The organism is Janibacter sp. Soil728 (genome assembly GCF_001428305.1).
Lineage (GTDB): Bacteria > Actinomycetota > Actinomycetes > Actinomycetales > Dermatophilaceae > Janibacter.
In genome coordinates, this window is record NZ_LMRZ01000003.1 from 461,574 (window position 1) to 487,720 (window position 26,147).

At 70.9% G+C, this 26,147-nt stretch carries 22 protein-coding genes; 10 read left to right on the plus strand and 12 right to left on the minus strand.

What is annotated here, in order from left to right:
- Nucleotides 1-39: 39 nt before the first annotated feature.
- Together ASG73_RS06395 and ilvD are read right to left on the minus strand one after the other, a co-directional pair.
- Nucleotides 40-1,083: a 3-isopropylmalate dehydrogenase gene (locus ASG73_RS06395; protein WP_055992501.1), complete on the minus strand. Its 1,044-nt coding sequence runs from the start codon at nucleotides 1,081-1,083 to the stop codon at nucleotides 40-42.
- Between the two features lie 110 nt (nucleotides 1,084-1,193).
- Nucleotides 1,194-3,035, minus strand: coding sequence for a dihydroxy-acid dehydratase (ilvD, locus tag ASG73_RS06400; RefSeq protein WP_055992504.1), 1,842 nt, complete (start codon nucleotides 3,033-3,035; stop codon nucleotides 1,194-1,196).
- 516 nt (nucleotides 3,036-3,551) lie between these two features.
- On the opposite strand from ilvD, the gene ASG73_RS06405 reads away from it, so the two are divergent.
- Nucleotides 3,552-7,082: an ATP-binding cassette domain-containing protein gene (locus tag ASG73_RS06405; RefSeq protein ID WP_055992507.1), complete on the plus strand. Its 3,531-nt coding sequence runs from the start codon at nucleotides 3,552-3,554 to the stop codon at nucleotides 7,080-7,082.
- A gap of 230 nt (nucleotides 7,083-7,312) precedes the next feature.
- Here the strand turns inward: ASG73_RS06405 and ilvC are convergent, their stop codons facing one another.
- The 3 genes from ilvC to ASG73_RS06420 all read right to left on the minus strand — a co-directional run bounded on the left by ilvC (nucleotide 7,313) and on the right by ASG73_RS06420 (nucleotide 10,782).
- The gene (gene ilvC / locus ASG73_RS06410; protein WP_055992510.1) at nucleotides 7,313-8,341 is read right to left on the minus strand and encodes a ketol-acid reductoisomerase; all 1,029 of its coding nucleotides are present in this window, start codon (nucleotides 8,339-8,341) and stop codon (nucleotides 7,313-7,315) included.
- Nucleotides 8,342-8,425: 84 nt separating this feature from the next.
- On the minus strand, nucleotides 8,426-8,935 hold the full coding sequence (gene ilvN / locus ASG73_RS06415; RefSeq protein ID WP_055992812.1) for an acetolactate synthase small subunit: 510 nt from the start codon (nucleotides 8,933-8,935) through the stop codon (nucleotides 8,426-8,428).
- A gap of 11 nt (nucleotides 8,936-8,946) precedes the next feature.
- A complete protein-coding gene (locus tag ASG73_RS06420) occupies nucleotides 8,947-10,782 on the minus strand; it encodes an acetolactate synthase large subunit (protein ID WP_055992815.1) in 1,836 nt (611 codons plus the stop codon).
- A gap of 311 nt (nucleotides 10,783-11,093) precedes the next feature.
- Here ASG73_RS06420 and ASG73_RS06425 point away from each other — a divergent pair, with 311 nt between their 5' ends.
- Entirely contained in the window at nucleotides 11,094-12,035 is a 942-nt protein-coding gene (locus ASG73_RS06425; protein ID WP_055992514.1) for a GNAT family N-acetyltransferase, read from the plus strand.
- Here ASG73_RS06425 and ASG73_RS06430 read toward each other — a convergent pair.
- Nucleotides 12,032-12,559, minus strand: coding sequence for a SixA phosphatase family protein (locus ASG73_RS06430; RefSeq protein ID WP_055992516.1), 528 nt, complete (start codon nucleotides 12,557-12,559; stop codon nucleotides 12,032-12,034). The genes ASG73_RS06425 and ASG73_RS06430 overlap by 4 nt on opposite strands.
- Nucleotides 12,560-12,614: 55 nt before the next feature.
- Here ASG73_RS06430 and ASG73_RS06435 point away from each other — a divergent pair, with 55 nt between their 5' ends.
- From ASG73_RS06435 to ASG73_RS06445, 3 genes are all read left to right on the plus strand, one after another.
- Nucleotides 12,615-13,712, plus strand: coding sequence for a PQQ-dependent sugar dehydrogenase (locus ASG73_RS06435; RefSeq protein ID WP_082567045.1), 1,098 nt, complete (start codon nucleotides 12,615-12,617; stop codon nucleotides 13,710-13,712).
- Between the two features lie 47 nt (nucleotides 13,713-13,759).
- Nucleotides 13,760-15,127, plus strand: a complete 1,368-nt coding sequence (locus ASG73_RS06440; protein ID WP_162253966.1) for an outer membrane protein assembly factor BamB family protein — start codon at nucleotides 13,760-13,762, stop codon at nucleotides 15,125-15,127.
- 61 nt (nucleotides 15,128-15,188) lie between these two features.
- Entirely contained in the window at nucleotides 15,189-16,598 is a 1,410-nt protein-coding gene (locus ASG73_RS06445; protein ID WP_055992522.1) for a PQQ-binding-like beta-propeller repeat protein, read from the plus strand.
- 7 nt (nucleotides 16,599-16,605) lie between these two features.
- On the opposite strand, the gene ASG73_RS06450 is transcribed toward ASG73_RS06445, so the two are convergent.
- From ASG73_RS06450 to gatC, 4 genes are read right to left on the minus strand one after another with little or no spacing between them, the layout of a single operon-like run.
- Complete coding sequence (locus ASG73_RS06450) at nucleotides 16,606-17,523, minus strand: 2-hydroxyacid dehydrogenase (protein ID WP_156466171.1); 918 nt, start codon at nucleotides 17,521-17,523, stop codon at nucleotides 16,606-16,608.
- Between the two features lie 25 nt (nucleotides 17,524-17,548).
- The gene (gene gatB / locus ASG73_RS06455; RefSeq protein WP_055992528.1) at nucleotides 17,549-19,123 is read right to left on the minus strand and encodes an Asp-tRNA(Asn)/Glu-tRNA(Gln) amidotransferase subunit GatB; all 1,575 of its coding nucleotides are present in this window, start codon (nucleotides 19,121-19,123) and stop codon (nucleotides 17,549-17,551) included.
- Nucleotides 19,124-19,126: 3 nt separating this feature from the next.
- A complete protein-coding gene (gene gatA, locus ASG73_RS06460) occupies nucleotides 19,127-20,641 on the minus strand; it encodes an Asp-tRNA(Asn)/Glu-tRNA(Gln) amidotransferase subunit GatA (RefSeq protein ID WP_055992531.1) in 1,515 nt (504 codons plus the stop codon).
- Nucleotides 20,642-20,655: 14 nt separating this feature from the next.
- Nucleotides 20,656-20,952, minus strand: a complete 297-nt coding sequence (gatC, locus tag ASG73_RS06465; protein ID WP_055992534.1) for an Asp-tRNA(Asn)/Glu-tRNA(Gln) amidotransferase subunit GatC — start codon at nucleotides 20,950-20,952, stop codon at nucleotides 20,656-20,658.
- Between the two features lie 352 nt (nucleotides 20,953-21,304).
- Here gatC and ASG73_RS06470 point away from each other — a divergent pair, with 352 nt between their 5' ends.
- A complete protein-coding gene (locus ASG73_RS06470; RefSeq protein WP_055992537.1) occupies nucleotides 21,305-21,589 on the plus strand; it encodes a hypothetical protein in 285 nt (94 codons plus the stop codon).
- Nucleotides 21,590-21,923: 334 nt separating this feature from the next.
- Nucleotides 21,924-22,814 (plus strand): DUF559 domain-containing protein, encoded by an 891-nt coding sequence (locus ASG73_RS06480; RefSeq protein WP_055992543.1) that lies wholly within the window; start codon nucleotides 21,924-21,926, stop codon nucleotides 22,812-22,814.
- 171 nt (nucleotides 22,815-22,985) lie between these two features.
- On the opposite strand, the gene ASG73_RS06485 is transcribed toward ASG73_RS06480, so the two are convergent.
- Nucleotides 22,986-23,789 (minus strand): carbon-nitrogen hydrolase family protein, encoded by an 804-nt coding sequence (locus ASG73_RS06485; RefSeq protein ID WP_055992546.1) that lies wholly within the window; start codon nucleotides 23,787-23,789, stop codon nucleotides 22,986-22,988.
- Nucleotides 23,786-24,322 (minus strand): type II toxin-antitoxin system RatA family toxin, encoded by a 537-nt coding sequence (locus tag ASG73_RS06490; protein WP_055992549.1) that lies wholly within the window; start codon nucleotides 24,320-24,322, stop codon nucleotides 23,786-23,788. Before ASG73_RS06490 ends, ASG73_RS06485 begins: the two co-directional genes overlap by 4 nt.
- A gap of 23 nt (nucleotides 24,323-24,345) precedes the next feature.
- Here ASG73_RS06490 and ASG73_RS06495 point away from each other — a divergent pair, with 23 nt between their 5' ends.
- The 3 genes from ASG73_RS06495 to tpx are packed head-to-tail and all read left to right on the plus strand — an operon-like array spanning nucleotide 24,346 to nucleotide 26,132.
- Nucleotides 24,346-24,789, plus strand: a complete 444-nt coding sequence (locus ASG73_RS06495) for an HIT family protein (RefSeq protein WP_055992552.1) — start codon at nucleotides 24,346-24,348, stop codon at nucleotides 24,787-24,789.
- Nucleotides 24,786-25,580, plus strand: coding sequence for a hypothetical protein (locus ASG73_RS06500; protein ID WP_055992555.1), 795 nt, complete (start codon nucleotides 24,786-24,788; stop codon nucleotides 25,578-25,580). The genes ASG73_RS06495 and ASG73_RS06500 overlap by 4 nt, the downstream gene beginning before the upstream one ends.
- 57 nt (nucleotides 25,581-25,637) lie before the next feature.
- Nucleotides 25,638-26,132 (plus strand): thiol peroxidase, encoded by a 495-nt coding sequence (gene tpx, locus ASG73_RS06505; RefSeq protein ID WP_055992558.1) that lies wholly within the window; start codon nucleotides 25,638-25,640, stop codon nucleotides 26,130-26,132.
- The last annotated feature ends 15 nt before the right edge of the window (nucleotides 26,133-26,147 follow it).

The following is a 26,147-nucleotide window of genomic DNA, read 5'->3' on the forward strand; positions in this document are numbered from 1 at the left end:
GGTCTGGTGTGTTGCAGGTTACCCCTCGGGAGCGGTGTCTCAGAGCAGAGCGGCGATCGCGTCCCCGATCTGGCTGGTGGACCGCTCACCCGAGCGCTCGGCGAGGTCGCCCGCGACGGCCGCCTCGATGCGCTGGGCGTCCTCGGGACGACCCAGGTGGTCCAGCAGCATGGCGACGGACAAGATCGCGGCCGTCGGGTCGGCCTTGCCCTGACCGGCGATGTCGGGGGCCGAACCGTGGACCGGCTCGAACATGCTCGGGGCCTCGCGGGTGGGGTTGATGTTGCCGCTCGCGGCCAGGCCGATGCCACCGGCGACGGCCGCGGCGATGTCGGTGATGATGTCGCCGAAGAGGTTGTCGGTGACGATGACGTCGAAGCGCGCCGGGTCGGTCGCGAGGAAGATCGTCGCGGCGTCGACGTGCTGGTAGGCGGTCTCGACGTCGGGAAACTCTGCGCCGACCTCCTCGACGGTGCGGCGCCAGAGGTGACCCGCATGGACGAGCACGTTGTGCTTGTGCACGAGGGTCAGGTGCTTGCGCGGTCGGGCCTGGGCGCGGGCCAAGGCGTCGCGCACGACGCGCTCGACGCCGAAGCGGGTGTTGACGCTGACCTCGGTCGCGATCTCGTGCGGGGTGCCGACGCGCAGCGCGCCGCCGTTGCCGACATAGGGACCCTCGGTGCCCTCGCGGACGACGACGAAGTCCAGGCCCTTGTCGGTGACCTCGTTCGACAGCGGGCTCGTGACGCCCGGGAAGAGCTTGGCCGGACGCAGGTTGACGTAGTGGTCCAATGCAAAGCGAAGGGGGAGCAGCACGCCACGCTCGAGCACACCGGACGGTACGGTCGGGTCGCCGATCGCGCCCAGGAGGATGCCGTCGTGACCGCGCAGCTCCTCGACGACGGAGTCGGGCAGGGTCTCCCCCGTGCGGTGCCAGCGGGCAGCGCCCAGGTCGTACTCGGTGGTGCGGACGTCGACGCCGGTGGCCGCGAGGACCTTCAGGCCCTCGGCCACCACCTCGGGGCCGATTCCGTCGCCCCCGAGGACAGCGATGTCGAACGTGGTCTGCTGCGCGTCGCTCATGCGGTCAACCCTAGGACGCCGTCCCGACATGTGAACCCCTCGTCCCGCGATGCGGACGTGAGCCCGCATTGCCCTAGGGCAATGCAGCGACAGGGGGCGAAGGGGTCTCGTCAGTCGACCTTGCGCGCGGCGCCCTTGTCGGCGGACTGGGCGAACTTCGCGAAGATCTTCAGCGCCGGGGAGATGGGACGTTCGCGGCTGACGGGGGCCCACCCCTTCGCGTCCTGCTCGGTGCGGCGGCGGGACAGCTCGGTGTCGTCGACGAGCAGGTTGACGCGGCGGCCGGGGATGTCGAACTCGATGACGTCGCCGTCCTGCACCAGACCGATCGCGCCGCCCGAGGCGGCCTCCGGGGAGACGTGGCCGATGGACAGGCCCGAGGAGCCGCCGGAGAAGCGGCCGTCGGTGATCAGGGCGCACTTCTGGCCCAGACCGGTGCCCTTGAGGTAAGAGGTCGGGTAGAGCATCTCCTGCATGCCGGGGCCGCCCTTGGGGCCCTCGTAGCGGATGACGAGGACCTCGCCCTCCTGCACCTCCTTGGACAGGATCATCGTCACCGCGTCGTCCTGGGACTCGGCGACGCGGGCCGGGCCGGAGAAGTTCCACTGGTGCTCGGGCACTCCGGCGGTCTTGACGATGCAGCCGTCGGGGGCGAGGTTGCCGGTGAGGACGGCGAGCCCGCCCTCGGCCGTGAAGGCATGCTCGACGGAGCGGATGCACCCGTCCTCGCCGTCGGTGTCGAGGCTGGTCCAGCGGTTGGTCGAGGAGAAGGCCTCGGTCGTACGCACGCCGCCGGGAGCTGCGTGGAAGAGCTCGGTCGCCTTGGCGGTCGTGGCGCCGGAGCGGATGTCCCAGTCGGAGAGCCACTGCTCGAGGGTCTTGCTGTGCACCGAGCGCACATCGGTTTCGAGCATGCCCCCGCGGTGCAGCTCACCGAGGATGGCGGACACACCGCCGGCCCGGTGGACGTCCTCCATGTAGTAGTCGCTCGAGTTGGGCGCGACCTTGACCAGGCACGGGGTCACGCGGGAGAGCGCGTCGATGTCGTGCTGGTCGAAGTCGACCTCCGCCTCCTGGGCGGCGGCGAGCAGGTGCAGGATCGTGTTGGTCGAGCCCCCCATGGCGATGTCCAGACGCATGGCATTGGCGAAGGCGGCCTTCGTCGCGATCGAGCGCGGCAGGACCGACTCGTCGTCACCGTCGTAGTAGTCGCGGCACAGGTCGACGACCAGGGCGCCGGCGTCGAGGAAGAGGTCGCGGCGGGCCGCGGAGGTCGCGAGCGTCGAGCCGTTGCCCGGGAGCGAGAGGCCGAGCGCCTCGGTCAGGCAGTTCATCGAGTTGGCGGTGAACATGCCCGAGCAGGAGCCGCAGGTGGGGCAGGCCGCCTGCTCGATCGCGGAGATCTCCTCGTCGCTGACGTTGTCGTCGACCGCCTTGACCATCGCGTCGACGAGGTCGAGGCGGGTGAAGGTCTCGCCGTCCTCGCCGATGATCGCCTTGCCGGCCTCCATCGGCCCGCCGGAGACGAAGACGGTCGGGATGTTCAACCGCAGCGCGGCCAGGAGCATGCCGGGCGTGATTTTGTCGCAGTTGGAGATGCACACGAGGGCATCGGCGCAGTGCGCGTTGACCATGTACTCGATCGAGTCGGCGATGATCTCGCGACTCGGCAGGGAGTAGAGCATCCCGTGGTGACCCATCGCGATGCCGTCGTCGACGGCGATGGTGTTGAACTCCTTGCCGACTCCCCCGGCCTCCTCGATGGCGCCGGCGACGAGCTGGCCCATGTCCTTGAGGTGGACGTGCCCGGGGACGAACTGGGTGAAGGAGTTGGCGATCGCGACGATCGGCTTGCCGAAGTCGCCCTCACCCATACCGGTGGCGCGCCACAGGGCACGGGCACCGGCCATGTTGCGACCGTGGGTGGTGGTTCGAGAACGCAGCTCAGGCATGCCTCCACCGTAGTTCGACGTGCCGAGGAGTGATACCGCGTCTCACATGCAGGCGCCCCCGACCGTGCGGTCGGGGGCGCCTGGAGGTGCGGGTGCGCTCACTCGCCGCAGTCGCGGCGGTCCAGGCTCTCCTGGAGGGCGCGGCGGGCTTCGGTGGCCTCGTCGCTCATGACGGCTCCTCGATATGTGCAGCTGGGGTGGTGCGGACGGGCACGGTGGGTGGGGGTGCCGATGGTGCGAAGGGGGTGGGGCCGGGTAGGCCGGGCGATCGTGCGACGGTACGCCGGTCGGGTGGCCCACCGGAAGGCCCCATCCAGTGCGTGGACGGGCGTCTGACCCTTCGAGACGGCCGCGGGCGGCCTCCTCAGGGACCGGGACGAGACGGCCTCCTCAGGGACCGGGACGAGACGGCCTCCTCAGGGACCGGGACGAGACGGCCGCGGGCGGCCTCCTCAGGGACCGGGACCCAATAAATGGGAGGCGCGTGTCGGTGGGTGGACATAGCCTTGACAGGTCATGACCCAGACCCTTCAGCGGACCGCCACGCCGCCCCCGACCACCACGACCGACCCGACACCCCCGGAGCGCACCGTCACCTGGCGCCGGATGCGCTCGCCCGCCGCCGCTGCGGCGCTCGTGTGCTCGGCCCTGGCCGCGATCCTGCTCACCCTCGGCACGGTGGTCATCGGTCGCCTCGCCGAGACCCCGACGATCGCTCTCGTCCAGATGCTCGCCGTGCTCGTGATCGGCGGCGCGCTCATCGACAACATCGGCAAGGTCGTGTGGGTCGGCCTGTCCGACCGGGCCGAGGGCGTGCTGCGCGACGACCTGCTCGACGCGGCCCTGGCCCAGCCGGTCGCAGTCCTGTCCGAGCAGGCCGCTGGCGAGATCCTCGACCGGGTCGACGACGACACCCACGAGGTCGGCAACCTCATGCGATGGCAGCTGTGGATGTTCGCCCGCACCGCCTTCTCCGTCCTCCCGATGTGGATCGTCGCCGGGCTGACCTGGTGGCCCGCGTGGCTGATCTTCCCGGTGCTCGCGGGCCTGACGGGAGTGGCCGTGCGGCCCCTGCTCGGCGAGATCGCCCGCCGCAAGGTCATCGAGGAGATGGCCTGGACCGACCACGCGAGCGCGCTCGAGGAGGGCATCGCCGGACGCGACGACCTGCGCACGAGCCTGGGTCAGGCGCACATGGTGCAACGGCTGGCAACGCTCACGGCCCGGGTGCACGCACGATTCCGTGACGTCGTCACTCTCGAGAGCCAGCTGGCCCGTCGTGCGGGCCTGCTGCTCCACTCGCTCCTCGCCGGCATCGGCATCGCCGGCATCGCCTTGACCGTGAGCGACTCGCTGTCGGTGGGCGAGCTGGTCACCCTCTTCCTCGTCACGTCGACCTTCGTCGGACTGGTCAGCCAGCTGGCCAACCACCTCCCAGACCTGCAGGCCGGTCTGGGTGCCGTCATCCGGCTGCGCCAGATGCTCGCCGTCGAGCCCGAGCCGCGCGGCGGGGTCCCGGTTCCCGACGGGGCCGAGGTCGCCGTCGAGGTGCGCGGCCTGGACTTCTCCTATGCCGAAGGCAGCTTCGCCCTGCGCGATGTCACCTTCGCCGCACCCGCGGGCGAGACCGTCGCGCTCGTCGGGAGGACCGGCTCCGGCAAGTCGACACTGGCGTCCTTCGTCTCGCGGGCTGTCGAGCCGCCCCGCGGCAGCGTCTTCGTCGGCGGTGTCGACGTGCGAGACATCGACCTGCAGCGGCTGCGCACGGATGTCGGGGTCGTCACGCAGCGGACCGAGATCGTGGCTGCCACCCTCGCTGACAACATCTCCCTCTTCGACGACATCCCGCGTGCTGACATCGAGGCGGCCGTCATCGAGCTCGGTCTGCGCGACTGGGTCGAGGGACTGCCGGGCGGCCTCGACACGCTGCTGGGCCCCGGCGGCACCACCCTGTCCGCCGGGGAGGAGCAGCTGGTCGCCTTCGCCCGACTGCTCGTGCGCCGTGTCCGCGTCGTCGTCCTCGACGAGGCGACCGCCCGCATGGACCCGCTCACCGAACGCCGGGTCGTGTCAGCCGCGGACCGGCTGCTCGTCGGCCGCACCGGCATCCTCATCGCCCACCGCCTCAACACCATCGAGCGAGCACCGCACGTCGTGGTCCTCGATCACGGCCGAGTCATCCAGCAGGGGCGGCGCACGCAGCTCGCGGAGATGGAGGGCCCCTTCCGCAGACTCCTGCTCGACAGCCGGACCGAGTCGGCGACGGACCTGCCCGCAGCGCAGGGGCACCTCGACCACTCCGACCTCGACCCGGTCGGCGGACGGCGCCGCACGACGACGCCCCCCGAGGTGCCCGAGATCAGCGACGGCCCCTCGCTCGCACGAGGCATCGTGCACGCGCTCTCGGTCACTCCGACGTGGGGCGTCGCCGGAGCGATCTGCTTCTTGGCCATGTCGCTCCTGAGTGCTCAAGGAGCAGTCACCGGCCTCGTCTGGGGTCGCATCGTCGAGGGCCTGCAGGCCGGGCAGGACCCGACAGCGCTCGCGATCGTGCTCGCACTCAGCCTGCTCGTCGTCCCCTTCCTCACCGCGGAAGCCTTCGCTCGCTACCCACGCTGGTGGATCGAGGTCATGCTGCGCACCCGCATGGCGGTCCTCGTCGGCCAGATCCGCGCCGAGCGGCTGCCCCGGACCCCTCCCGGTGAGGTCGTCGCCCGCTCGATGGACGCCGACCGCTACGCGCGCTATGCCGACAGGTGGGTCGACTTCATCAACGGCCTCGTCATCGCGGCGCTCACCGCTGTGCTCGCCGGCACCTGGGTCGCGGGTGCAGTGCTCCTGACCGTCATGGTCACCTCTGCCGTCGCGGCCAGCTTCGGCCGTCCGATCGCCGGCCGTTCGGCTGCTGCCGCGTCCACCGCGCGCGCAGGCTTTGGTCGAGCCGTCGTCTCCGCGCTGGAGTCGGTGCGCACGATCAAGCTGGCGGCGGCGACCCCGCACGTCCGACGGCACCTGCGCGAGGTCGACGGCGGACGCGTCGATGCCGCGGTCAAGGAGCACCGGGTGCAGGCCGTCCTCGACGCCGTGCCGCTCGTCATGGTGCAGTCCGGAGTCGTCGCGACCTGGTGGATCCACGTCGCGGGCGGCTGGGGGCTCGGCACGGCCATCCTCGTCTCGGGTGCGGTCGCCGGCTTCGACTGGTTCGGTCGGGTCGCGAGCATGGTCGTCACCGAGGCCCCCGGCACGCGGGCCTGGCAGGTGGAGACGGCGCACTTCGCAGGCGGGACCGACCTGATGGACCTGCCCGAGGGCGTCGACCTGGTCGAGGGCACCGCCCCGTCACCGGTCGCCGGTGAGCGCGAGCCACTGCAGCACCTCGAGCTACGAGATGTCACGGTCGTCCACGACGACGGGACGATCGGCGCCACCGACATCGACCTGACCGTCCACGCCGGAGAGCTCGTGCTGCTCATCGGGCAGGTCGGGTCCGGCAAGTCGAGCCTGCTCGCCTCCCTCGCCGGGCTGGTCGATCACCGCGGCAGCGTCCTGTGGAACGGCCAGCCCGTCACCGACCCACAGCGTGTGCTGCGACCCGGTCGGGTCGCCCACGTCGCCCAGGTGCCTCGGGTGCTGTCAGGGACCTTCACCGACAATGTGCAGCTCGGGCACGATCGGCCCCTCGAGGACCCGGTCGCTCTGGCCCGGCTGAGCGACGACGTCTCCTCGGCCGGCGGCCCGGACTCGCTCGTCGGGCACCGCGGGGTGCGTCTCTCGGGCGGACAGGTCCAGCGTCTGGCGCTGGCCCGCGCGCTGGCCACCGAGGCCGAGCTGCTGCTCGCCGACGATGTCTCGTCCGCGCTCGACGCGACGACCGAGATCGCTCTGTGGCAGGGCCTGCGCGAGCAGGGCGCCACGGTCATCGGGGCCACGTCCAAGCGCGCTGCGCTCGAGCAGGCAGACCGGGTCGTGGTGCTCGTCGCGGGCCGGGCCGTCGCGATCGGCCCGTGGAGCGAGCTCTCCCCCGCGTGGGGCCACCTCGCCGGCTGAGGGCAGCTCCCCCTTCGTCGGTGGAGGTAAACCCGCCGACGAATCCCCCGCGCGTCCACCTCCACCCAGCTGCTTCCCCCAGCCATGGCCCCGCCCACGCACCCAGGCACCCACGCACCCAGGCACCCAGCGCGGGCCGGGCATGACACAGGGGGCGCCCCGGCTGATGAGCCGGTGGGCGCCCCCTGTGGGGACCCGCTCGCGGGGGTGACCGCGGCGGGAGTGCGTGATCAGCGAGCGGCAGAGCCCTCGGTGTAGTCGTCGTCGCCGGACTTCCACGCGAAGTGCGCGCGCAGCGCCTTGCCGGTGGCCTCGATCGGGTGACCGGCCTCCTTCTCGCGCAGCTGCTTGAACTCGACGGCGCCCTTGTCCTGGTCCTCGATGAAGCGCGTGGCGAAGGTCCCGTCCTGGATGTCCTTGAGGATGCCCTGCATGGACTCCTTGACCTTCGAGTCGACGACGCGCGGGCCGGAGACGTAGTCGCCGTACTCGGCTGTGTCGGAGATCGACCAGCGCTGCTTGGCGATGCCGCCCTCCCACATGAGGTCGACGATGAGCTTCAGCTCGTGGAGCACCTCGAAGTAGGCGATCTCCGGCTGGTAGCCAGCCTCGGTCAGCGTCTCGAAGCCCGCCTGGACGAGGTGCGACATACCACCGCAGAGGACGGCCTGCTCCCCGAAGAGGTCGGTCTCGGTCTCCTCGGTGAAGGTCGTCTTGATGACGCCGGCGCGGGTGCCGCCGATGCCCTTGGCGTAGGCCTTGGCGATGTCCCAGGCCTGACCGGAGGCGTCCTGCTCCACGGCGATGATGTCCGGGATGCCGCGGCCGTCGACGAACTCGCGACGCACGGTGTGGCCGGGGGCCTTGGGCGCGACGAGGATGACGTCGACGCCGGCCGGTGCCTTGATATAGCCGAAGCGCACGTTGAAGCCGTGGCCGAAGACGAGGACGTCGCCGTCCTTGAGCTCGGGGGCGATGTCGTCCGCGTAGAGGTGACGCTGCACCTGGTCAGGCGCGAGGATGACGATGACGTCAGCGTCGGCGGCGGCCGCGCGCGGGGTGAGGACGGTCAGGCCCTCGGCCTCCGCCTTGGCGCGGCTCTTGCTGCCTTCCTTCAGGCCGACACGCACGTCGACGCCGCTGTCACGCAGGTTGAGTGCGTGGGCGTGGCCCTGCGAGCCATAGCCGATGACGGCGACCTTGCGGCCCTGGATGATGGACAGGTCGGCGTCGTCGTCGTAGATCATTTCGGCGGCCATGTGGCGGTTCTCCTTGTGGTGTAGGTACTGCAGTCACGTCTGGGTGTCATCGTCTCGCGTCCGGCGCGAAGATGACGAAGGGGGTCAGTGTCTGGAACGGTCGGTGATCGAGCGGGGACCGCGGCCGATGGCCACGACACCCGACTGGACCAGCTCCTTGATGCCGTGCGGCTCGAGGATCTCCAGCATCGAGTTGAGCTTGTCGGCATTGCCGACGGCCTGCAGGACGATCGCCTCCGATGTCGCGTCGACGATCTTGGCCTTGAACATCTGACCCGTCTCGAGGATGCCGCTGCGGTTGCTCGCGTCCGCGCGCACCTTGACGAGCACCACCTGGCTGTTGACCGAGGCGAGCGGGTCGAGCTCGACGACCTTGAGCACCTCGACGAGCTTGTTGAGCTGCTTGGTCACCTGCTCGAGGGGCAGCAGGTCGACGTCGACGACGACGGTCATCCGGGAGACCGCGTCATTCTCGGTCGGACCGACCGCGAGCGAGTCGATGTTGAATCCCCTGCGGGAGAAGAGCGCCGAGATCCGAGCAAGGACGCCCGGCTTGTTCTCGACGAGGACGGAGAGGGTGTGCTTGGTGCTCATGGTCTCGTGCCTCACTTTCCGTCGTGGTCTGCGTCGGTGTCCTGCTCCTCGGCCTCGGACTCTTCCCGGTCCCAGACCGGGGCAGCGTCACGGGCTGTCTGGATCGCGTCATTGCTCACGCCGGCGGGCACCATCGGCCACACCATCGCGTCGCGCTCGACGACGAAGTCGATGACGACCGGGCGGTCGTTGATCGCCATGGCCTGCTCGATGGTCGCGTCGAGGTCCTCGGGTCGCTCGCAGCGCAGGCCCACGCAGCCGTAGGCCTCCGCGAGCTTGACGAAGTCGGGGATGCGACTGCCGACCGAGGTGTGCAGGTCGGTGTTGGAGTAGCGCTCGTTGTAGAAGAGCGACTGCCACTGGCGCACCATGCCCAGGCTCGAGTTGTTGATGATCGCGACCTTGATCGGGATGTCGTTGATGACGCAGGTCGCGAGCTCCTGGTTGGTCATCTGGAAGCAGCCGTCACCGTCGATCGCCCACACGACCCGGTCGGGCTCGCCGACCTTGGCCCCCATCGCTGCCGGCACCGAGTAGCCCATCGTCCCGGCTCCGCCGGAGTTGAGCCAGGAGTTGGGGCGCTCGTACCCGATGAACTGCGCTGCCCACATCTGGTGCTGCCCCACACCGGCCGCGTAGACGGCCTCCGGCCCGGCGATCGCACCGATGCGCTCGATGACCTGCTGCGGCATGAGGGCGTCGTCGCTGGGCGCGGTGTACCCGACCGGGAACTCCTGCGCCCACCCCTTCGTCGTCGCCGCCCATGCGTCGTAGGTGTGCGGGTTGACGTCGGCGGCGTCGCCCACGCCGGCCTCGATGGTCGTGATGAGCTCGCTGATGATCGCCTTGGCGTCACCGACGATCGGCACGTCTGCGGCCCGGTTCTTGGAGATCTCGGCCGGGTCGATGTCGGCGTGGATGATCCGTGCGCCCGGGGCGAAGGACGACAGCTGGCCGGTGACCCGGTCGTCGAAGCGGGCGCCGAGGGTGATGAGCAGGTCACTGCGCTGCAGGCCGGTCACGGCAGCGACCGAGCCGTGCATGCCGGGCATGCCCAGGTGCAGCGGGTGCCCGTCGGGGAAGGCGCCCCGCGCCATGAGGGTCGTCACGACGGGGATGCCCGTGATCTCCGCGAGCCGGAGCAGCTCCGCGTGGGCGCCGGCGCGGATGACACCACCACCCACGTAGAGGACCGGCTGCCGGCTGGCTGCCATCAGGCGCACGGCCTCGCGGATCTGCTTGGCGTGCGGACGCGTCACCGGGTGGTAACCCGGCAGATCGATCTGCGGCGGCCACGCGAAGGTGGTGGTGGCCTGCAGTGCGTCCTTGGCGATGTCCACGAGGACCGGGCCGGGTCGGCCCGTGCTCGCGATGTGGAAGGCCTCGGCGATGACGCGCGGGATCTGCGCCGCGTCGGTCACGAGGTAGTTGTGCTTGGTGATGGGCATCGTGATGCCGCGGATGTCCGCCTCCTGGAAGGCGTCGGTGCCGATGGAGCTCGAGGCGACCTGACCGGTGATCGCGACCATCGGGACCGAGTCCATGTGGGCGTCGGCGATCGCGGTGACGAGGTTGGTGGCGCCGGGTCCGGAGGTCGCCATGCACACGCCGACCTTGCCCGTGGCCGAGGCGTAGCCCTCGGCGGCGTGGCCGGCGCCCTGCTCGTGGCGTACCAGGATGTGACGGACCGCGGTGGAGTCCATGAGCGGGTCGTAGGCCGGCAGGATCGCGCCCCCCGGGATACCGAAGACGACCTCCGCGCCGACGTGCTCGAGGGCGAGGACCAGGCTCTTGGCTCCGGTCACCTGCTCGGGGGTCGGTCGGGCGTTCCCGGGCCTACGGGCCATCGCGGCCGGGCTCGGGGCGCTGCTGCTCGTGTCAGTCACCGTGTGTCCTTCGGTTCGGCGTGCCATCTGCTGGTGCTCCTTGATCCTCTCCCGGCATGAAAAAGCCCCTCAGTCCGGGTGGACATGAAGGGCGCGCGCTGCGTCGACGACGGGTCGTCGCTCAGGCAGCGCGCCGGGGAAGTACGAGGAGGAGGGCCATGTCGCTACTTTCCCCCGCCGCCCGCAGCGTGTCAACGTTTGAGACAACGAAGTCCACGATTCGGGACGCAAACTCGGGTGACGAGACCCGGCGAAGGGAGCATGCTGGCCCGATGTGCGATGGAACCACCCCCTGCACCCTCCCGGACGGTGCCGCGCTCACCGTCCGCCCGCTCGAGGTCACGGACGCGGAGGCGGTGGTCGACCTCGCCCGCGCCGACGAGATCGAGAGCCTGCCCGAGGCGATGACCGAGCTCGTCGACGTGCAGCGCAGCTGGCGCGCTCCGGGCACCGACCTCGCCGCGCGCTCGCTGGGGCTCCTCGACGGTGACGAGCTCGTCGGGTACGTCGTCATCGGCCGGCACGGACGCCTGGACGCCGTCGTCTCGTCCTCGTGGCGTGGCCGTGGCCTGGGTCGGGCGCTCCTCGACTGGGCCCGGGCGAGCGCCTTCGCCCTCGACGCGGTCGAGGTCTCGCAGACGGTCCCCGTCGGGAGCCCCGCCGAGGCCTTCCTCGTCGCGGCCGGCGGGCGGGCCGAGTACGACGCCTGGGTGCTGGAGCTGCCGGCGGAGCGCCGGCTGGTCGACCAGCCCCTCCCCCGTGGCCACACCCTGGACGAGGGCCGGCCCCACGAGATGCGCGCCGTGCACCGCGTGATCGAGGACGCCTTCGGCGAGTGGCCCGGTCGCCGTTCGACGAGCTATGAGGAGTGGTCGGCTGACTTCCTCGAGGGCGCGGAGGCGGCGTCCTGGCGTTGCCGCGTCGTCCGCGGGCCGCAGGGCGCGGTCGTCGGTGTCGCGATGATCATCGGCAGCGACGACGGGATGCTGTGGGTGGACGAGCTCGCCGTTGCTGCGGATCGACGTGGCCTCGGGCTGGCCCGAGCCCTGCTCGCCGACTCCTTCGCCGAGGGGCGCAGCCGAGGATTCGCCCGCTCCGGCCTGTCGACCGACTCCCGCACCGGCGCCCTCGGCCTCTACGAGCACGTCGGCATGGAGGTCGTCTCGACATTCAGGCACTACGCGCTCGACGTGGATGGCCCCCGGCAGGACTAGCTGGTCGGAGCCCGGTACTGGTCGAGCACGGCCGCGCCGAAGGCGAGGTCCTGCCAGTGCCCGGAGAAGCGCAGCACGGCAGCCGCGCCGGGCGGGAAGCCGTTGCTCAGCAGCTCGTGCGCGTCGTCATCGCCCTCGCCGTCCGCCAGGAGGCTCGCCACCGCCGGCAGACCGGGGGCGTGCCCCACGACGAGCAGGACATTGGCGTCGTTGATCGACTCCCTGATCACGGACAGGACCGCGTCCGCGTCCGCGTTGTAGAGGCGGTGCTCGATCTGCACCTCGGCCTCGGAGCACCCTGCCTCCGCGACCTCCTGCATCGTCTCGCGGGTGCGCAGCGCGGGTGAGCACATGACCTCGTCGCAGCCCAGGCCCTGCTCACGCAGCCAGCGTCCGATGTCTTGCGCATGCTCTCGGCCACGCTCGGTCAGTGGTCGCTCACGGTCGTCCTGTCCGGCACGGCCCGTCTCGGGCTCCGCGTGCCGCAGCAGGATGAGTGTCCGGTCCTCCGCTGACGTCGTCATGACTTGAGTGTGGCCCGAGACACACTGAGACGCCACTCCTCGATAACGTCTGTGCATGACGCGGCACGCAGCGGTCCGGCTCCTCCTCGGCATGGCCCTGCCGATCGCGCTCGCCGCCTGCAGCACGCCCCAAGGGGGCACCCCTCCCCCTTCGTCATCGCCGGTCACTCCGCCCGCCGCGCAGCCGGTCGTCTCCGAGGTCGTCGGCGATCTCGACGTGCCGTGGGACCTGGCCTTCCTCCCCGATGGCGCCGCGCTCGTCACCCTGCGTGATCGCGGCGAGGTGGTGCGGATCGAGGACGAGGAGGTGAGCACCGTCGGCACCGTTCCGGGCGTCGTGGCCGAGGGCGAAGGGGGTCTCCTCGGCCTCGCGATCTCCCCCGACTTCGCGCGGGACCGGTCCGTCTTCGTCTACGTGACGACGGCCGATGACAACCGGGTTCTGCGGATGGCTTTGGGGGACAACGGCCTTGGCTCACCAGAGCCGGTCCTCACCGGCATTCCCAAGGCCGGCAACCACAACGGCGGTCGCATCGCCTTCGGCCCCGACGGCCAGCTCTACGTGGCGACCGGGGATGCGGGCGACACCTCCGCGGCGCAGGACCCGGACAGTCTCGGCGGCAAGATCCTGCGGATCACGCCCGACGGCGACGCTGCACGGGGCAACCCCGTCCCGGGCTCCCCCGTGTGGAGCTCAGGCCACCGCAATGTGCAGGGACTCGCGTGGGGCGAGGACGAGACGATGTGGGCCAGCGAGTTCGGGCAGGACACCTGGGACGAGCTCAACCGGATCGTGCCGGGCGGCAACTACGGCTGGCCGCAGGTCGAGGGCGCCGGTGGGCGGTCGGGGTTCATCGATCCGGTGGCGACCTGGTCGACAGCGGACGCCTCGCCGAGCGGCATCGCGGTCGCGAAGGACGGCTCGGTCGTCATGGCGGCCCTGCGAGGCAAGAGCCTGTGGCGGGTTCCGGTTGAGGGAGAGGGTGGTGACGCACGAGCAGGTGAGCCCGAACGCCTGCTCGAGGGCCAGCACGGCCGGCTGCGCGACGTGGAGCTCGCACCCGACGGGAGCCTGTGGGTCCTGACGAGCAACACCTTCCGCGGAGAGCCGCGTGAGGGCGACGACCGTGTCCTGAAGGTCACCCTCCGCTGACCGTCGGACCGCCCCGTCCGCCCCTAATATCCATGGACATGAGGCGCGTGGCGGTAGTGGGAGCTGGGCTCGTCATCGTGGGCGCCGTGGGGATCACCGCGGCCGTGCTCGCCGATCTCGGTCGCTGGCCGTACTACGGCGGAGCCGTCGCGCTCGTCATCGGTGTGGCACTGCTGCTCAGTCGGGTCCTGCGACACCGCGCTGCGCTCGGCGGCGCGTGCCTGGCCGTCGCCGTCGTCGTGGGCGGTGGAGCCTGGTTGGGCTTGAACGGTCTGCCGGAGCAGCACTCGGCCTGGCCGCAGGAGGGCGGATCCGTCGACTACCGCGTCGCCGGGGACGCCGCCCGGCAGGGTGACCTGTGGTTCACCGGGGCCGCTGCCTACGAGATCTCGACGGGTGAGGTGCGCTGGACCGGCTGGGGCACGGGCGCACCGCCCAGTGGCGCCGAGGACATCCGGCTGATCGCCGTGACGCCGACGATGGTCGTCAGCTTCGAGCCCTCGACGCAGGACCGATACAGCGGACAGCTTGTCGCACGCGCTCCAGCGGACGGCAGCACGCTCTGGTCGGTCCCGAGCCCGATCGTGCGCGGCTCGGCCGTCGACGGTGATGCCCTCGTCGTCACGTCATCCGAAGGCACCACTGCCCATGGCCTGAGTACGGGCGAGACGGTGTGGACCTCGCCCGATGGGTCGGCGGCATCGTGCGAGCTCGGTGAGTTGCGCCACTCCTATGGTCCGTCCCCGTCGCAGAGCGTCGTCCTGCTGTCGGGCGAGGGACGAGGCGCCCGGGCCGATGTCGTGCGGGTCAGCGACGGCAAGGTCCTCGTCGAGGATCTCAGCTGCCTGTTGAGCGCCCGTGTCGTCGGCGATGTCATCGTGCAGGCGGATGACAGTCGCCTCGTCGCTCGCTCGACCGAGGACGGCACCGCCGTCTGGTGGACACCGGAGCACATCACGCTCGGATCGCACTACAACGTGTCCGGTAACGGATCGACCATCTTCACCCCCGATGGCTCCAAGGACTACTTCGCCATCGACGTCGCCACCGGCGATGTCTCCGAGACCAGCCCACCCCGGGGCTGGCGGGTCGCCCGGGACGAGACACGGCGTCAGGTCGGAGAGCACGTGTGGCAACCGGTAGTCCGAGAGCAAGGCGGACTGGGGATGTGGGAGCTCGGCACCGATCGGGTCGTCCCCGTCCCGGGCCCCCGGATCCACCGCAGTCTCGAGTCGGACCCGACGAGTGGGTGGCTCGTCGTCAGCGGCCATGTCGAGGACCCCGTCGGTGACGATCACCCACAGGCCTGGGCGCTCTCCCCCGAGGGCGATCTCCACGGCCCCTTCACCGGTCGCTCTGCCTACGCCGAGGACGGCGTGATCATGGTCGACAGCACCGTTCATCCACTCGAATGACCCTGCTCTCCCCGGCGCGGTGACCCGCTGGGGTGGTGGCCCCCGAACTAGACTCCGACCCATGGTGAGCAAGGTCGTGCGATGGCTCCGACGTCACCCGGTCGTCGTCGGCGCAACCCTCACCGTGACCGGTGCGGGCCTGATCGCCGCTGCTGTGCTTGCCGACCTCGGCCGCTGGCCCTACCTCGTCGGGACAGTCCTGCTCGTCGTGGGTCTGGTCCTCGTCGTCGTCCGCCTCCTGAACCGCCGGACCCCTGCGATCGCCGCCGCCCTGGCCATCGCGCTCGGCCTCGGAGGCGGCGCCTGGCTCGCCCTCAACACCCTCCCCGACAGTCATCCACACTGGGAGGAGGGCAGCAACGAGGGCCACCTCGCGGTCGACTCCTTCCGCCTGGGCAGCATCCTCTTCGCCGAGGGCATCGCCCGTGACGCCCAGACCGGTGAGGTGCGCTGGACCGCCCCCGACGACAGCCACGTCATGACCACGACCGACGAGACCGTCGTCCTCGACGAGGCCGTCGAGGGCGAAGAGGGGCGGCGTCTGGTCGCGCGCCTCATCGACTCGGGTCGACAGGTGTGGTGGACCATGACCCGAGGGCGGCCCACCGCCGTCGCCCAGCACGACGGCGTCCTCGTCATCAGCACCCGCGAGGGCACCACCGGCCACGACCTGACCACGGGCGATGAGCTGTGGACCTCGGCCCGCAGAGCCGGTACGGAGTGCAAGCAGGGCGTCCCGCTGACCCTCGACGTGCCCGACCTGCAGCAGTCGGTGGTCTTCCTCCCTTCGTCCAAGCGTGGGTCGAAGGGGGTCGACCTCGCCCGGGTCTACGACGGAGAGGTCGTCGCGCGCGGGCTGGACTGCCTCAACTACGGCCGCGTCGTCGCAGGCATCTACGTCGAGCACGGAGACGGGGTCCTCACCGGACGGTCCGTGAGCACCGGTGCGCTCGAGTGGGAGCAGGACTGGATCGCGCAGGCCCGGCCCTTCTCCCTCCCCGACAGTGACGGCACCATCTACATCCCGGACAAGCTGAGCAGGGACGGCAAGGGGTCCACCGTCGATCACTACTCCGCGCTCGACCTGCGGACCGGCGAGATCACGCAGACCCGACCGCCCGGCGGGTGGGTGTCCGACACCGACGTCGTGCAGGACCAACGGGCCGACGTGCTGTGGCAACCCGTCCGTCGCGGCGCCTCGGCCGGGCTGTGGGAGGTCGGGACCCCCAAGGTCGTACGCATCCCGGGCAGCCCGCGCATCTCGATCTCCGAGGCCGACAGCAGCGGCTGGGTCGCGGTCGATGGCTCCACCACGAACATCGTCGGTGAGCGCACCCGGACCACGTGGGCCGTCTCACCCGATGGCACGCTGCACGGACCCTTCACCGGCGGCAGCGCTCCCCTCGACGGCGCCTCGACCATCGCCGACGGCGTCCTGCGCGTCGGCGCGCAGGTCTACCCCCTGAAGTGAGCCGGCCTCAGCCGCGGTCCACGACGTGCAGCGGATCCTCACCCGCAGCGAGCCGGCGCAGCTGCTCGCGCAGCAGCGCGACCATGCGGGGCCGGAAGGCCTCGGTCACCCCGCCGACGTGCGGGCTGATGATGACGCCCGGGGCCGACCACAGCGGGTGATCCGCAGGCAGCGGCTCGGGGTCGGTGACGTCGAGTGCGAAGCGCAGGCGTCCTGCCTCGGCCAGCGCTGCGTCGGTGTCGAGCGCCGGACCACGCCCGACGTTGACGACGAGCGCCCCGTCGGGCAGCGCAGCGAGCGTCTCGGCCCCGAGCATGCCCTTGGTCGCGGCCGTGCCGGGCAGCACCGAGATGACGATGTCGTGCTCCGGGAGCAGGTCGAGCAGCTCGTCGGTGCCGTGGATGCGATCGACGAAGTCGTCGCCGTCGCGGGCCCGTGAGGCGACCGCGGTCAGCTCCACCTCGAAGGGGGCCAGTCGTCTGGCGATCGCGGAGCCCACCGAGCCGTAGCCGAGGACGAGGACCCGCTTGTCGGCCAGACCGGGGCGGAACTCGCGGGGCAGCCACTCCCCCTTCGCCTGAGCGGCCGCGAACTCGTCGAAGCCGCGCTGGGACGCGAGCACGAGCGCCACCGCCAGCTCTGCGGTCGCAGCGTCGTGCACGCCGTGCGCATTGGCCAGCTCGACGCCGTCGGGGACGACGGGCAGGGCCGCGTCGACGCCGGCGGAGAGCAGCTGGACCAACCGCACCGACGGCTGCTGCCGGATCGGCTCGATCTTGTCGGGCGAGGCCATGTACGGCGCCACGAAGACGTCGAGCTCGACCTCGGGTGGCGGCTGCGTCGGGTCCCACACGAGGGTGGTGACGCCCTCGACGGGACCGACGGCATCGAGCCAGGACTGATCGGGCAGCGAGACGGTGACCATGCTGCCGACCATAGTCACACCGAGGTCAGCCCTCGACCCCGAGCTTCGTCAGGATGATCGCCCGGGCCTTGTCTGCGTCGGCCTGACCCTTCATCTCCTTCATGACCTGGCCGATGAGGGCACCGGCGGCCTGCACCTTGCCGCCACGGATCTTGTCCGCGACATCGGGGTTGGCCGCGATGACCGTGTCGACCGCCGCCTCGAGCGCCCCGTCGTCCTGGACCAGCTCGAGACCGCGCGCGTCGGCGACGACCGTGGGTGCGCCCTCGCCGTCGAGAACCCCCTCGAGGACCTGGCGAGCCATCTTGTCGTTGAGCCGGCCGGCCACGATCAACGACTCGAGCTCGGCGACGTGCTCCGGGGTGATCCCGACCTGCTCGGCGTAGGTCGCCAGGTCGACGCCCTCGGTGTTGGCCCGACGGGAGGGCTCGGCGAGCCACCACTTGCGCGCCGACTGGGCCTTGGCGCCTGCCGCAACGGTGGCCTCGATGAGCTCGATGGCGCCGGCGTTGATGACATCGCGCATCTCGAGGCCGGAGAAGCCCCATTCGCCCAGCAGCCGCTTGCGGCGCAGCGCCGGCGGCTCGGGAAGAGCGGAGCGCAGCTCCTCGACCCACTCACGGCTCGGGGCGACCGGGACGAGATCGGGCTCGGGGAAGTAGCGGTAGTCGTCCGCGTCGGACTTCTCGCGGCCGCTCGTCGTGACGCCGGTGTCCTCGTGCCAGTGCCGCGTCTCCTGCAGGACCGACCCGCCAGAGGTCAGGACCGCCGCGTGGCGGCAGACCTCGTAGCGCACGGCGCGCTCCACGCTGCGCAGCGAGTTGACGTTCTTGGTCTCGGAGCGCGTGCCGAGGGGGACGGCCAACTGCTCCGGTGAGGTCGGGTCGTCGCCCGCCTTGGCACGCAGCGACAGGTTGACGTCGCAGCGCATCGAACCCTGCTCCATCTTCAGGTCCGAGACCTCGAGGGAGCGCAGCAGGTCCCGCAGCGCCCCGACGAAGGCCTTGGCGACCTCGGGGGCCCGCTCGCCCGCACCGGCGATCGGCCGGGTGACGATCTCGATGAGGGGGATCCCGGCGCGGTTGAAGTCGACGAGCGAGTACTCGGCTCCCTGGATGCGGCCGGTGGCGCCACCGACGTGCAGGCTCTTGCCGGTGTCCTCCTCCATGTGGGCGCGCTCGATCTCCACACGGAAGATCTCGGTGCCCTCGCCGGTGGCGGCGGGGATCTCGACGTCGAGGTAGCCGTCGAAGGCGATCGGCTCGTCGTACTGCGAGGTCTGGAAGTTCTTGGGCATGTCCGGGTAGAAGTAGTTCTTCCGGGCGAACCGGCACCACTGCGCGATCGAGCAGTTGAGCGCCAGCCCCATGCGGATCGCCGACTCCACACCGATCTCGTTGACCACGGGCAGGGCTCCGGGCAGGCCGAGGCAGACCGGGCAGACCTGGGTGTTGGGCTCGGCGCCGAACTCGGTCGCGCAGCCGCAGAACATCTTGGTCCTGGTACCGAGCTCGACGTGCACCTCGAGACCCATGACGGGGTCGAAGGTCGTCAGTGCCTCGTCGTAGCCGAGGACGTCGTCGGTGGTGGTCGTCGCCATGTCTCAGGCTCCCTTCGTGATGGCCAGCTCGGGGGCCTGCTCGAGCAGGTGCCCGCCCCAGGCGGAGACGAGGCGCTGCTCGAGAGCCGCGCCGACGGTGTAGAGACGGTCATCGGCCATGGCCGGCGCGAGGATCTGGAAGCCTGCGGGCAGCCCGTCCTCGGCCAGACCGCTCGGCAGTGACATGCCGGGCACGCCGGCGAGGTTGGCCGGGATCGTCGCGATGTCGCCGCGGTACATGGCCATCGGGTCGTCGGTCTTGTCACCGAAGCGGAAGGCCGTCGTCGGGGCCGTCGGGCTGACGAGGACGTCAGCGCTGCCGAAGGCCGCGGCGAAGTCGTCGGCGATGAGACGACGCACCTTCTGCGCGCTGCCGTAGTAGGCGTCGTAGTAGCCCGAGGAGAGGGCATAGGTGCCCAGGATGATGCGGCGCTTGACCTCGTCGCCGAAGCCGGCGTCGCGGCTGGCCGCCATGACCTGCTCGGCGCTCGGTGCGTCGATCCCGTCCGGGGAGACCCGCAGGCCGTAGCGCATCGCGTCGAAGCGGGCGAGGTTGCTGCTGGCCTCGCTCGGCATGATCAGGTAGTAGGCGCCGAGGGCGTGCACGAAGTTGGGGCAGGAGACCTCGACGACCTCGGCGCCGGCGTCGACGAGGTGCTGCACCGACTCGTCGAAGCGGGCCTGGACGAGTGGCGAGAAGCCCTCTCCCGTCAGCTCCTTGACGATGCCGATGCGCAGGCCCTTGACGTCAGCGCGCTGGGCGGCGCCGACGACATCCGGGACGGGCTGGTCGATCGAGGTGGAGTCGAGCGGGTCGTGACCGGCCATGACCTCGTGCAGGAGCGCGGTGTCGAGGACGGTGCGCGCACAGGGGCCGCCCTGGTCGAGCGAGGAGGCCATCGCGATCATCCCGTAGCGGGAGACGCCACCGTAGGTGGGCTTGACGCCGACCGAACCGGTGAGGGCCGCGGGCTGACGGATCGAACCACCCGTGTCGGTGCCGGTGGCCAGAGGTGCCTGCCACGAGGCGACGGCAGCGCTGGAGCCACCGCCGGAGCCGCCGGGGATGCGCTCGAGGTCCCACGGGTTGCGCGTCAGGCCGTAGGCCGAGTGCTCCGTGGAGGAGCCCATCGCGAACTCGTCCATGTTGGTCTTGCCGAGGATCGGCAGGCCGGCCGCCTTGAGCTTGGCGACGATGGTCGCGTCGTACGGCGGGACCCAGCCCTCGAGCATCTTGGACCCGGCGGTCGTCGGCATGCCGGTCGTCGTCATGACGTCCTTGACGGCGATCGGGACGCCGGCGAGACGGTGGAGGTCCTCCCCCTTCGCCCGGCGGTCGTCGATCTCGCGCGCCTCGGCGAGGGCCGACTCACCCGCGACGTGGAGGTAGGCGCCGACCTGCTCGTCGACTCCCTGGATGCGGTCGAGGTGGGCGCGGGTGATCTGCTCGGAGGACAGGTCACCGGAGGCCAGCGCGTCAGCGAGCGCGGCAGCGGTCATGCGGGTGGGGTCGCTCATGGTGTCCTTCTGGCTCAGTCTTCGGTGAGGATGCGCGGCACGGCGAAGCGCTCGATCTCGGAGGCGGGCGCCATCGCGAGAGCCGCCTCGGGGGTCAACGACGCACGCACCTCGTCCGGACGGGTGACGTTGACGATCGGCATCGGGTGGCTCATCGGCTCGACGCCATCGATCGGGGCCTGCTGCACGGCCGCGACCGAGGAGATGATGCTCGCGAGCTCGCCCACCATGGTGTCGAGCTCGGCGTCGGACAGGTCGATACGAGCCAACGAGGCGAGATGTGCCACGTCGTCGCGAGTGAGGTCAGCCATGCGGGACAGTCTAGGTTCCGGCGAAGGGAGCACCGCCCCCGGTCGGTCGGGCGGTGCTGCGCGCCCTTACCGGTGCGCTCACGCTCGCAGGAGCGGGCGTGGTGGTCGGGTGTGCCGACGCGCCGGGAGGCGAAGGGGTGCCGTCCGGGGTGAGGGTCGAGCGCGGCACCGTCTCCGGAGCGGGCATCCGGGACGCGAAGTGGGCACTCGTCCGGCCGGACGGTGACGCCGAGGTGGCCGTCTGCGTCGTGCTGCACGGCAAGGGAGGCCACGTCGACCAGGTCTTCGGAGGTGGGCTGCGGGCCGAGGAGGTCCTCGCCGACCTGCTGGCCGACGGGGACTTCCCTTCGCCGTGGCCGCGGTCGACGGTGGCGACAACTACTGGCAGGCCCGGGCCGACGGGAGCGACTTGGGCGCCCTCGTCACCGAGCACCTCCTGCCGCTCCTCGCGGACGAGCAGGCGATCGACACGACGAGGATCGGACTGCTCGGCGGGTCCATTGGGCGGGTACGGGGCACTGCTCCTCACCGGGTCGCTGGGGCGAGCGCGTGTGGCGGGAGTCGCGGCGGAGTCCCCGGCCCTGTGGTTCAACGCGGGCGGGACCCCGGCCGGCGCTTCGACGACGCCGAGTACTAGGCGGCTCACGCGGTCAGGGGCGCCAGTCGCGGCTGCGCGGCATCCCGGTGGGTGTCGACTGCGACGACGAGGACCCCTTCGCAGCTGTCGTGGATGGGCCGCCACCTGACAGCCTGATGCGGTCGGCGCTTGTGACTCGCGGGTACGACGACAGGCTCCGTGGCCTTGGTGCACCCAACCCCCGGGAACTCGGCGTCGTTTGAGGCTTCGCTCGACACTCTGTCGTCGTACCCGCGCGTCACATGTCCTGTGGACAACCCGAAGCACGCATCTGGGCCCCGCCACCAAAATGCTTGCCATGCAGCCAGATCAGGTTCTTTCGGAACTGGGCGGGATGGGTTCTCGAGCCGACCTGCTCGCCAAGGTCACCGAGGCGTCCCTGCGACGAGCCCTCGCGGCGGGATCCGTGGTGCGCCAGTCCCGAGGGAGGTATGCCCTTCCCGTCAGGCCACGCATCGGCGAACGCGCTGAGCTTGCAGAGCTGGCCCTCTCCGGCCAGCGCGCTGCCCACGAGTTGTCAGGGACTGCGATCCTGCTGAGTGCAGCGGCGCGCTGGGGCTGGTCGACCAAATGGGTCGCCACCCTCCCTCAGGTGGCCGTCCCCCTGGGCCGCAAGGTCTCTCCACGTGCTCGACGGTCGATCGACGTGCGATGGCGACCAGTGCTGCCGGGCGACCGCGACGACGGCTGGGTGACCTCTCGGGTGCGGACCGCCATGGACTGCGCGGTTCTACTACCGGCAGATGAGGGGCTGGCTGTCCTCGACTCCGCGCTGCGCGAAGGTGCGATCGACCGGGATGAGCTGCTCTTCGCTTCGGCGGGTCTGCCTCGCAAGTCTTCCAGCAGAGTCGAGAGCCTCGTCCGGATGGCGAGCCCTCTGGCGGCGAACCCCTTCGAGTCGGTGCTGCGCTGGATCGTCTCGGACATCTCGGGACTGAGCGTCCAGCCACAGGTGGAGATCACGGATGGTGACGGGCCGATCGGCCGCGTCGATCTGGCGGACGAGGAGCTGCGGATCGTCATCGAGGCGGATTCCTTCGAGTGGCACGGGCAGCGCGAGGCCCTCGAGCGCGACTGCATCCGGTACAACCGGCTGGTCGCGGACGGGTGGCTGGTCCTGCGCTTCAGCTGGGACCAGGTCATGCACCACCCCGAGCGGGTCCGTGACCTCGTCCTTCGCACAGTAGCGCAACGTGACTCGCGGGTACGACGACACGTTGCGTGACCGCCGCCCCCACAGCCCCCGCCCCATGGGGGGCTGACCATCCGATGTCCACCAACATGTCGTCGTACCCGCGCGTAACGGCGCGGCGGGGCAGCCAGAGGACGGCCCGGCGGGTGGGGTCACAGGAGGGGCACGGCGGACCGGGTCCGCTCGACGGCCCGGCGGGTGGGGTCACAGGAGGGGCACGGCGGACCGGGCACTCTCGACGGCCTGCCGGTCGATCTCGCCGACCAGCACGTCCTCTCCCCCGCCCAGGCGGGCGCGGACCTCGCCGGTGGGGTCGGCGAGGACGGAGCGGCCGATGCCGTAGGGGCCGCGCACCGAGTCAGCCGTCCACGCCTGGCCGACGGCGAGCAGCCACGCCTGGGCGTCGTGGGCACGGGCCCGCGTCAGCAGGTCCCACTGACTCGCCTTGCCGGGCCCGTCACCCCATGACGCCGGCAGCACGACGACCTGCGCACCGGCCCGGCCGAGCGCGGTGAAGTGATCGGCGAAGCGCACGTCGTAGCAGGTGGCCAGGCCGACCCGCCAGCCGTCGACGTCGACCGTGACGACCTCCTCCCCCGGCGCCACGGTGTCGGACTCCGTGTTGCCGAAGGCGTCGTAGAGGTGGATCTTGCGGTAGCTCGTCTCGGTCGTGCCGGGCCCGGTGGCGAACAGCGTGTTGTGCACCCGCGAGCGCTCCCGGCCGTCAGCGGTCGTGATCTGGTCGGCGGGGGCGAACATACCGACGACGATGCTCACGCCATGGCGCTCGGCGAGCGAGCGGACCCCGTCGGCGAAACGCCCGTCGAGCGGCTCGGCGACCGTGTCGAGCCGCCCGGCGAAGGAGGCCATCGCCGCCTCCGGGTGGACCACCAGCCGCGCGCCGGCCTCGGCGGCGCGACCGGTGAGCTCGTCGATGCGCGCGAGGTTGGCGACCGGGTCGCCGGTGGAGGTCCACTGGCACCCCGCGAGGCGAAGAGAGTCACTCACGCGACCTCGCCCCCTTCGGCCTGCTGGTCGGCACCGGCACGACGGGCCATGTCCGCACGGGCCGCCGCGAGCACCTGCTCGTCCCGGCACCCCCCGGCGAAGCCGTCGATCCGCTTGCGGATCTCCCGGCCGAGCAGCCACTGGCCGATCGGGTGGGCGATGCGCTGCAGCCAGGTGGGGCGCACGTCGTAGGTGTACTTCCACACCGCGAGCGTGCCGTCACCATCGGGCTGGAAGCGCCACCCGCCGCCGAAGCGCGCGAAGAACCACGGCCCCCGCACCATGGTCATCCCGACTGACGTGGGCGGGCGCCACGAGACGTACTCGCTGACCATGCTCGGCGAGATCGGCCCGGCGAAGGACGAGCGGGTGTAGGTGCGCACCCCCACCCCCGGCTCGACCGCTCCGTCGAGGAAGCGCTGCTCGCGGATGAAGGGGTCCCACCGTCGGCGGACCGCACCGGTCGTCTGGGACACGGCGAAGGCGAGGTCCGGCGGGATCGGGACGTGCACGTCGGCGCTGACCTGTGGCATGTCTCCACCTTAGGCTGGGTGACATGGCGACTCTCTTCACGAAGATCATCAACGGCGAGATCCCCGGACGGTTCGTGTGGTCCGACGAGACCTGCGTGGCCTTCCTGACGATCGAGCCGGTCACCGACGGCCACACGATGATCGTCTCCCGCGCCGAGATCGAGCAGTGGACCGATGCGGATCCGACCACCTGGGCGCACCTGCAGGAGGTCGCCCGGCTCATCGGCCGCGCGCAGCAGGCCGAGTGGCAGACCCCGCGGGTCGCCCTGATGCTCGAGGGCTTCGAGGTTCCCCACCTGCACGTGCACGTGTGGCCGGCGGCCTCCGCGGCCGAGGTCGAGCCGCACGCGATCATGAAGGACGTGCCCGCCGAGCGCTTCGACGAGATCGCCGAGCGACTGCGCTCCCGCCTGCGCGCCGATGGTCACGAGGCCACCGTTCCGGGCCCGGGGCCGCTGCCCGCATGATGTCCCGCCGCGTCAAGGCGCTGATCTTCGGTGCGGCGATCCTGGCCTTCGCGCTGGCCCTCGTCGGTGGCGCGGCGCTCTTCGCCAGCACCGGCCAGCCGTGGCCTGCGGCCGGCTGGGCGCTCGTCTGGGGCATCGCGGTCGCCACGACGACCTGGGGCCTCGTCGGCCACCTCCGAGAGACCGACCCCGCGCTGGTGGACGAAGGGGGCCACACCGTCGTCGCTCCCCCGGCGGCCCCCCTTCCTCCCGCGACCGACCGCAAGAACCCGTGGCCGGTCGAGTGGCTGGCCCCGGCGCTGGCGGAGGCCTTCGCAGGCACGCCCTATGTCGTGCGCAGCAACGGCCGCTCGATCCTCGTGCACGCCGATCTCGTCGACGCGCGCTGGCAGCACGTCGCGACGGCCCACCACCTGCGGCAGACCTTCGTCGCACGCTTCACCCCCACCGGGACGAAGGGGGTGATCCGCCGGACCGACGAGTCGCGCCGGCTCGAGGCGAGCGCCGGGGTGACGCACCTCGGTGCCCAGCTGGCGGTGCAGTCCGGACGCCAGTGGGGCCGCACCCGACGGGTCGAGTACGGCCTGGGGCTGGATGGCTTCAAGAAGAGGGTCGACTTCGAGTTCTCCACCGCAGAGATCAACCAGCCGGTCAGGGAGGTCATGACCCGCGCGGGCTGGCGCGCGACGCTCGACGCCGAGTCCAAGGGTGCGCTCGTCATGGGCGTGATGGGCCTGTCCGCCCTCGTGCTCGTCCCGGTGGCCCTGCTCGTGAAGAACCTCCTCGGCTGAGCGCCCACACCTCGGGCCGGTCGTGACTCGTCGCGCCTGAGGGTGTAGGCATAAGGCATGGCTACCACCGCATTCAAGGGCAACCCCGTCAACACCGTCGGCGAGCTGCCGGCCGCCGGCGCCACCGCTCCGGCCTTCGACCTCGTCGGCGACGGACTGTCGGCGCTGACCACCGCCGACGTCTCCGGTCGCGTCGTCCTCAACATCTTCCCCAGCATCGACACCGGTGTCTGCGCTGCGAGCGTGCGCAAGTTCAACGAGCTCGCCGCCAGCCTCGACAACACGACCGTCGTCAACGTCTCCCAGGACCTCCCCTTCGCGCAGGCTCGTTTCTGCGGCGCCGAGGGCATCGACAAGGTCAAGGTCGGCTCGACCTTCCGCTCCTCATTCGGTGAGGACTACGGCGTGACGATGGCCGACGGCCCGATGGCCGGTCTGCTCGCCCGCTCGGTCGTCGTCCTCGACGCCGACGGCAAGGTCCTGCACACCGAGCTCGTCCCCGAGATCACCCAGGAGCCCGACTACGACGCGGCCGTCAAGGCGCTCGGCTGATCGGTCCCGACCCCG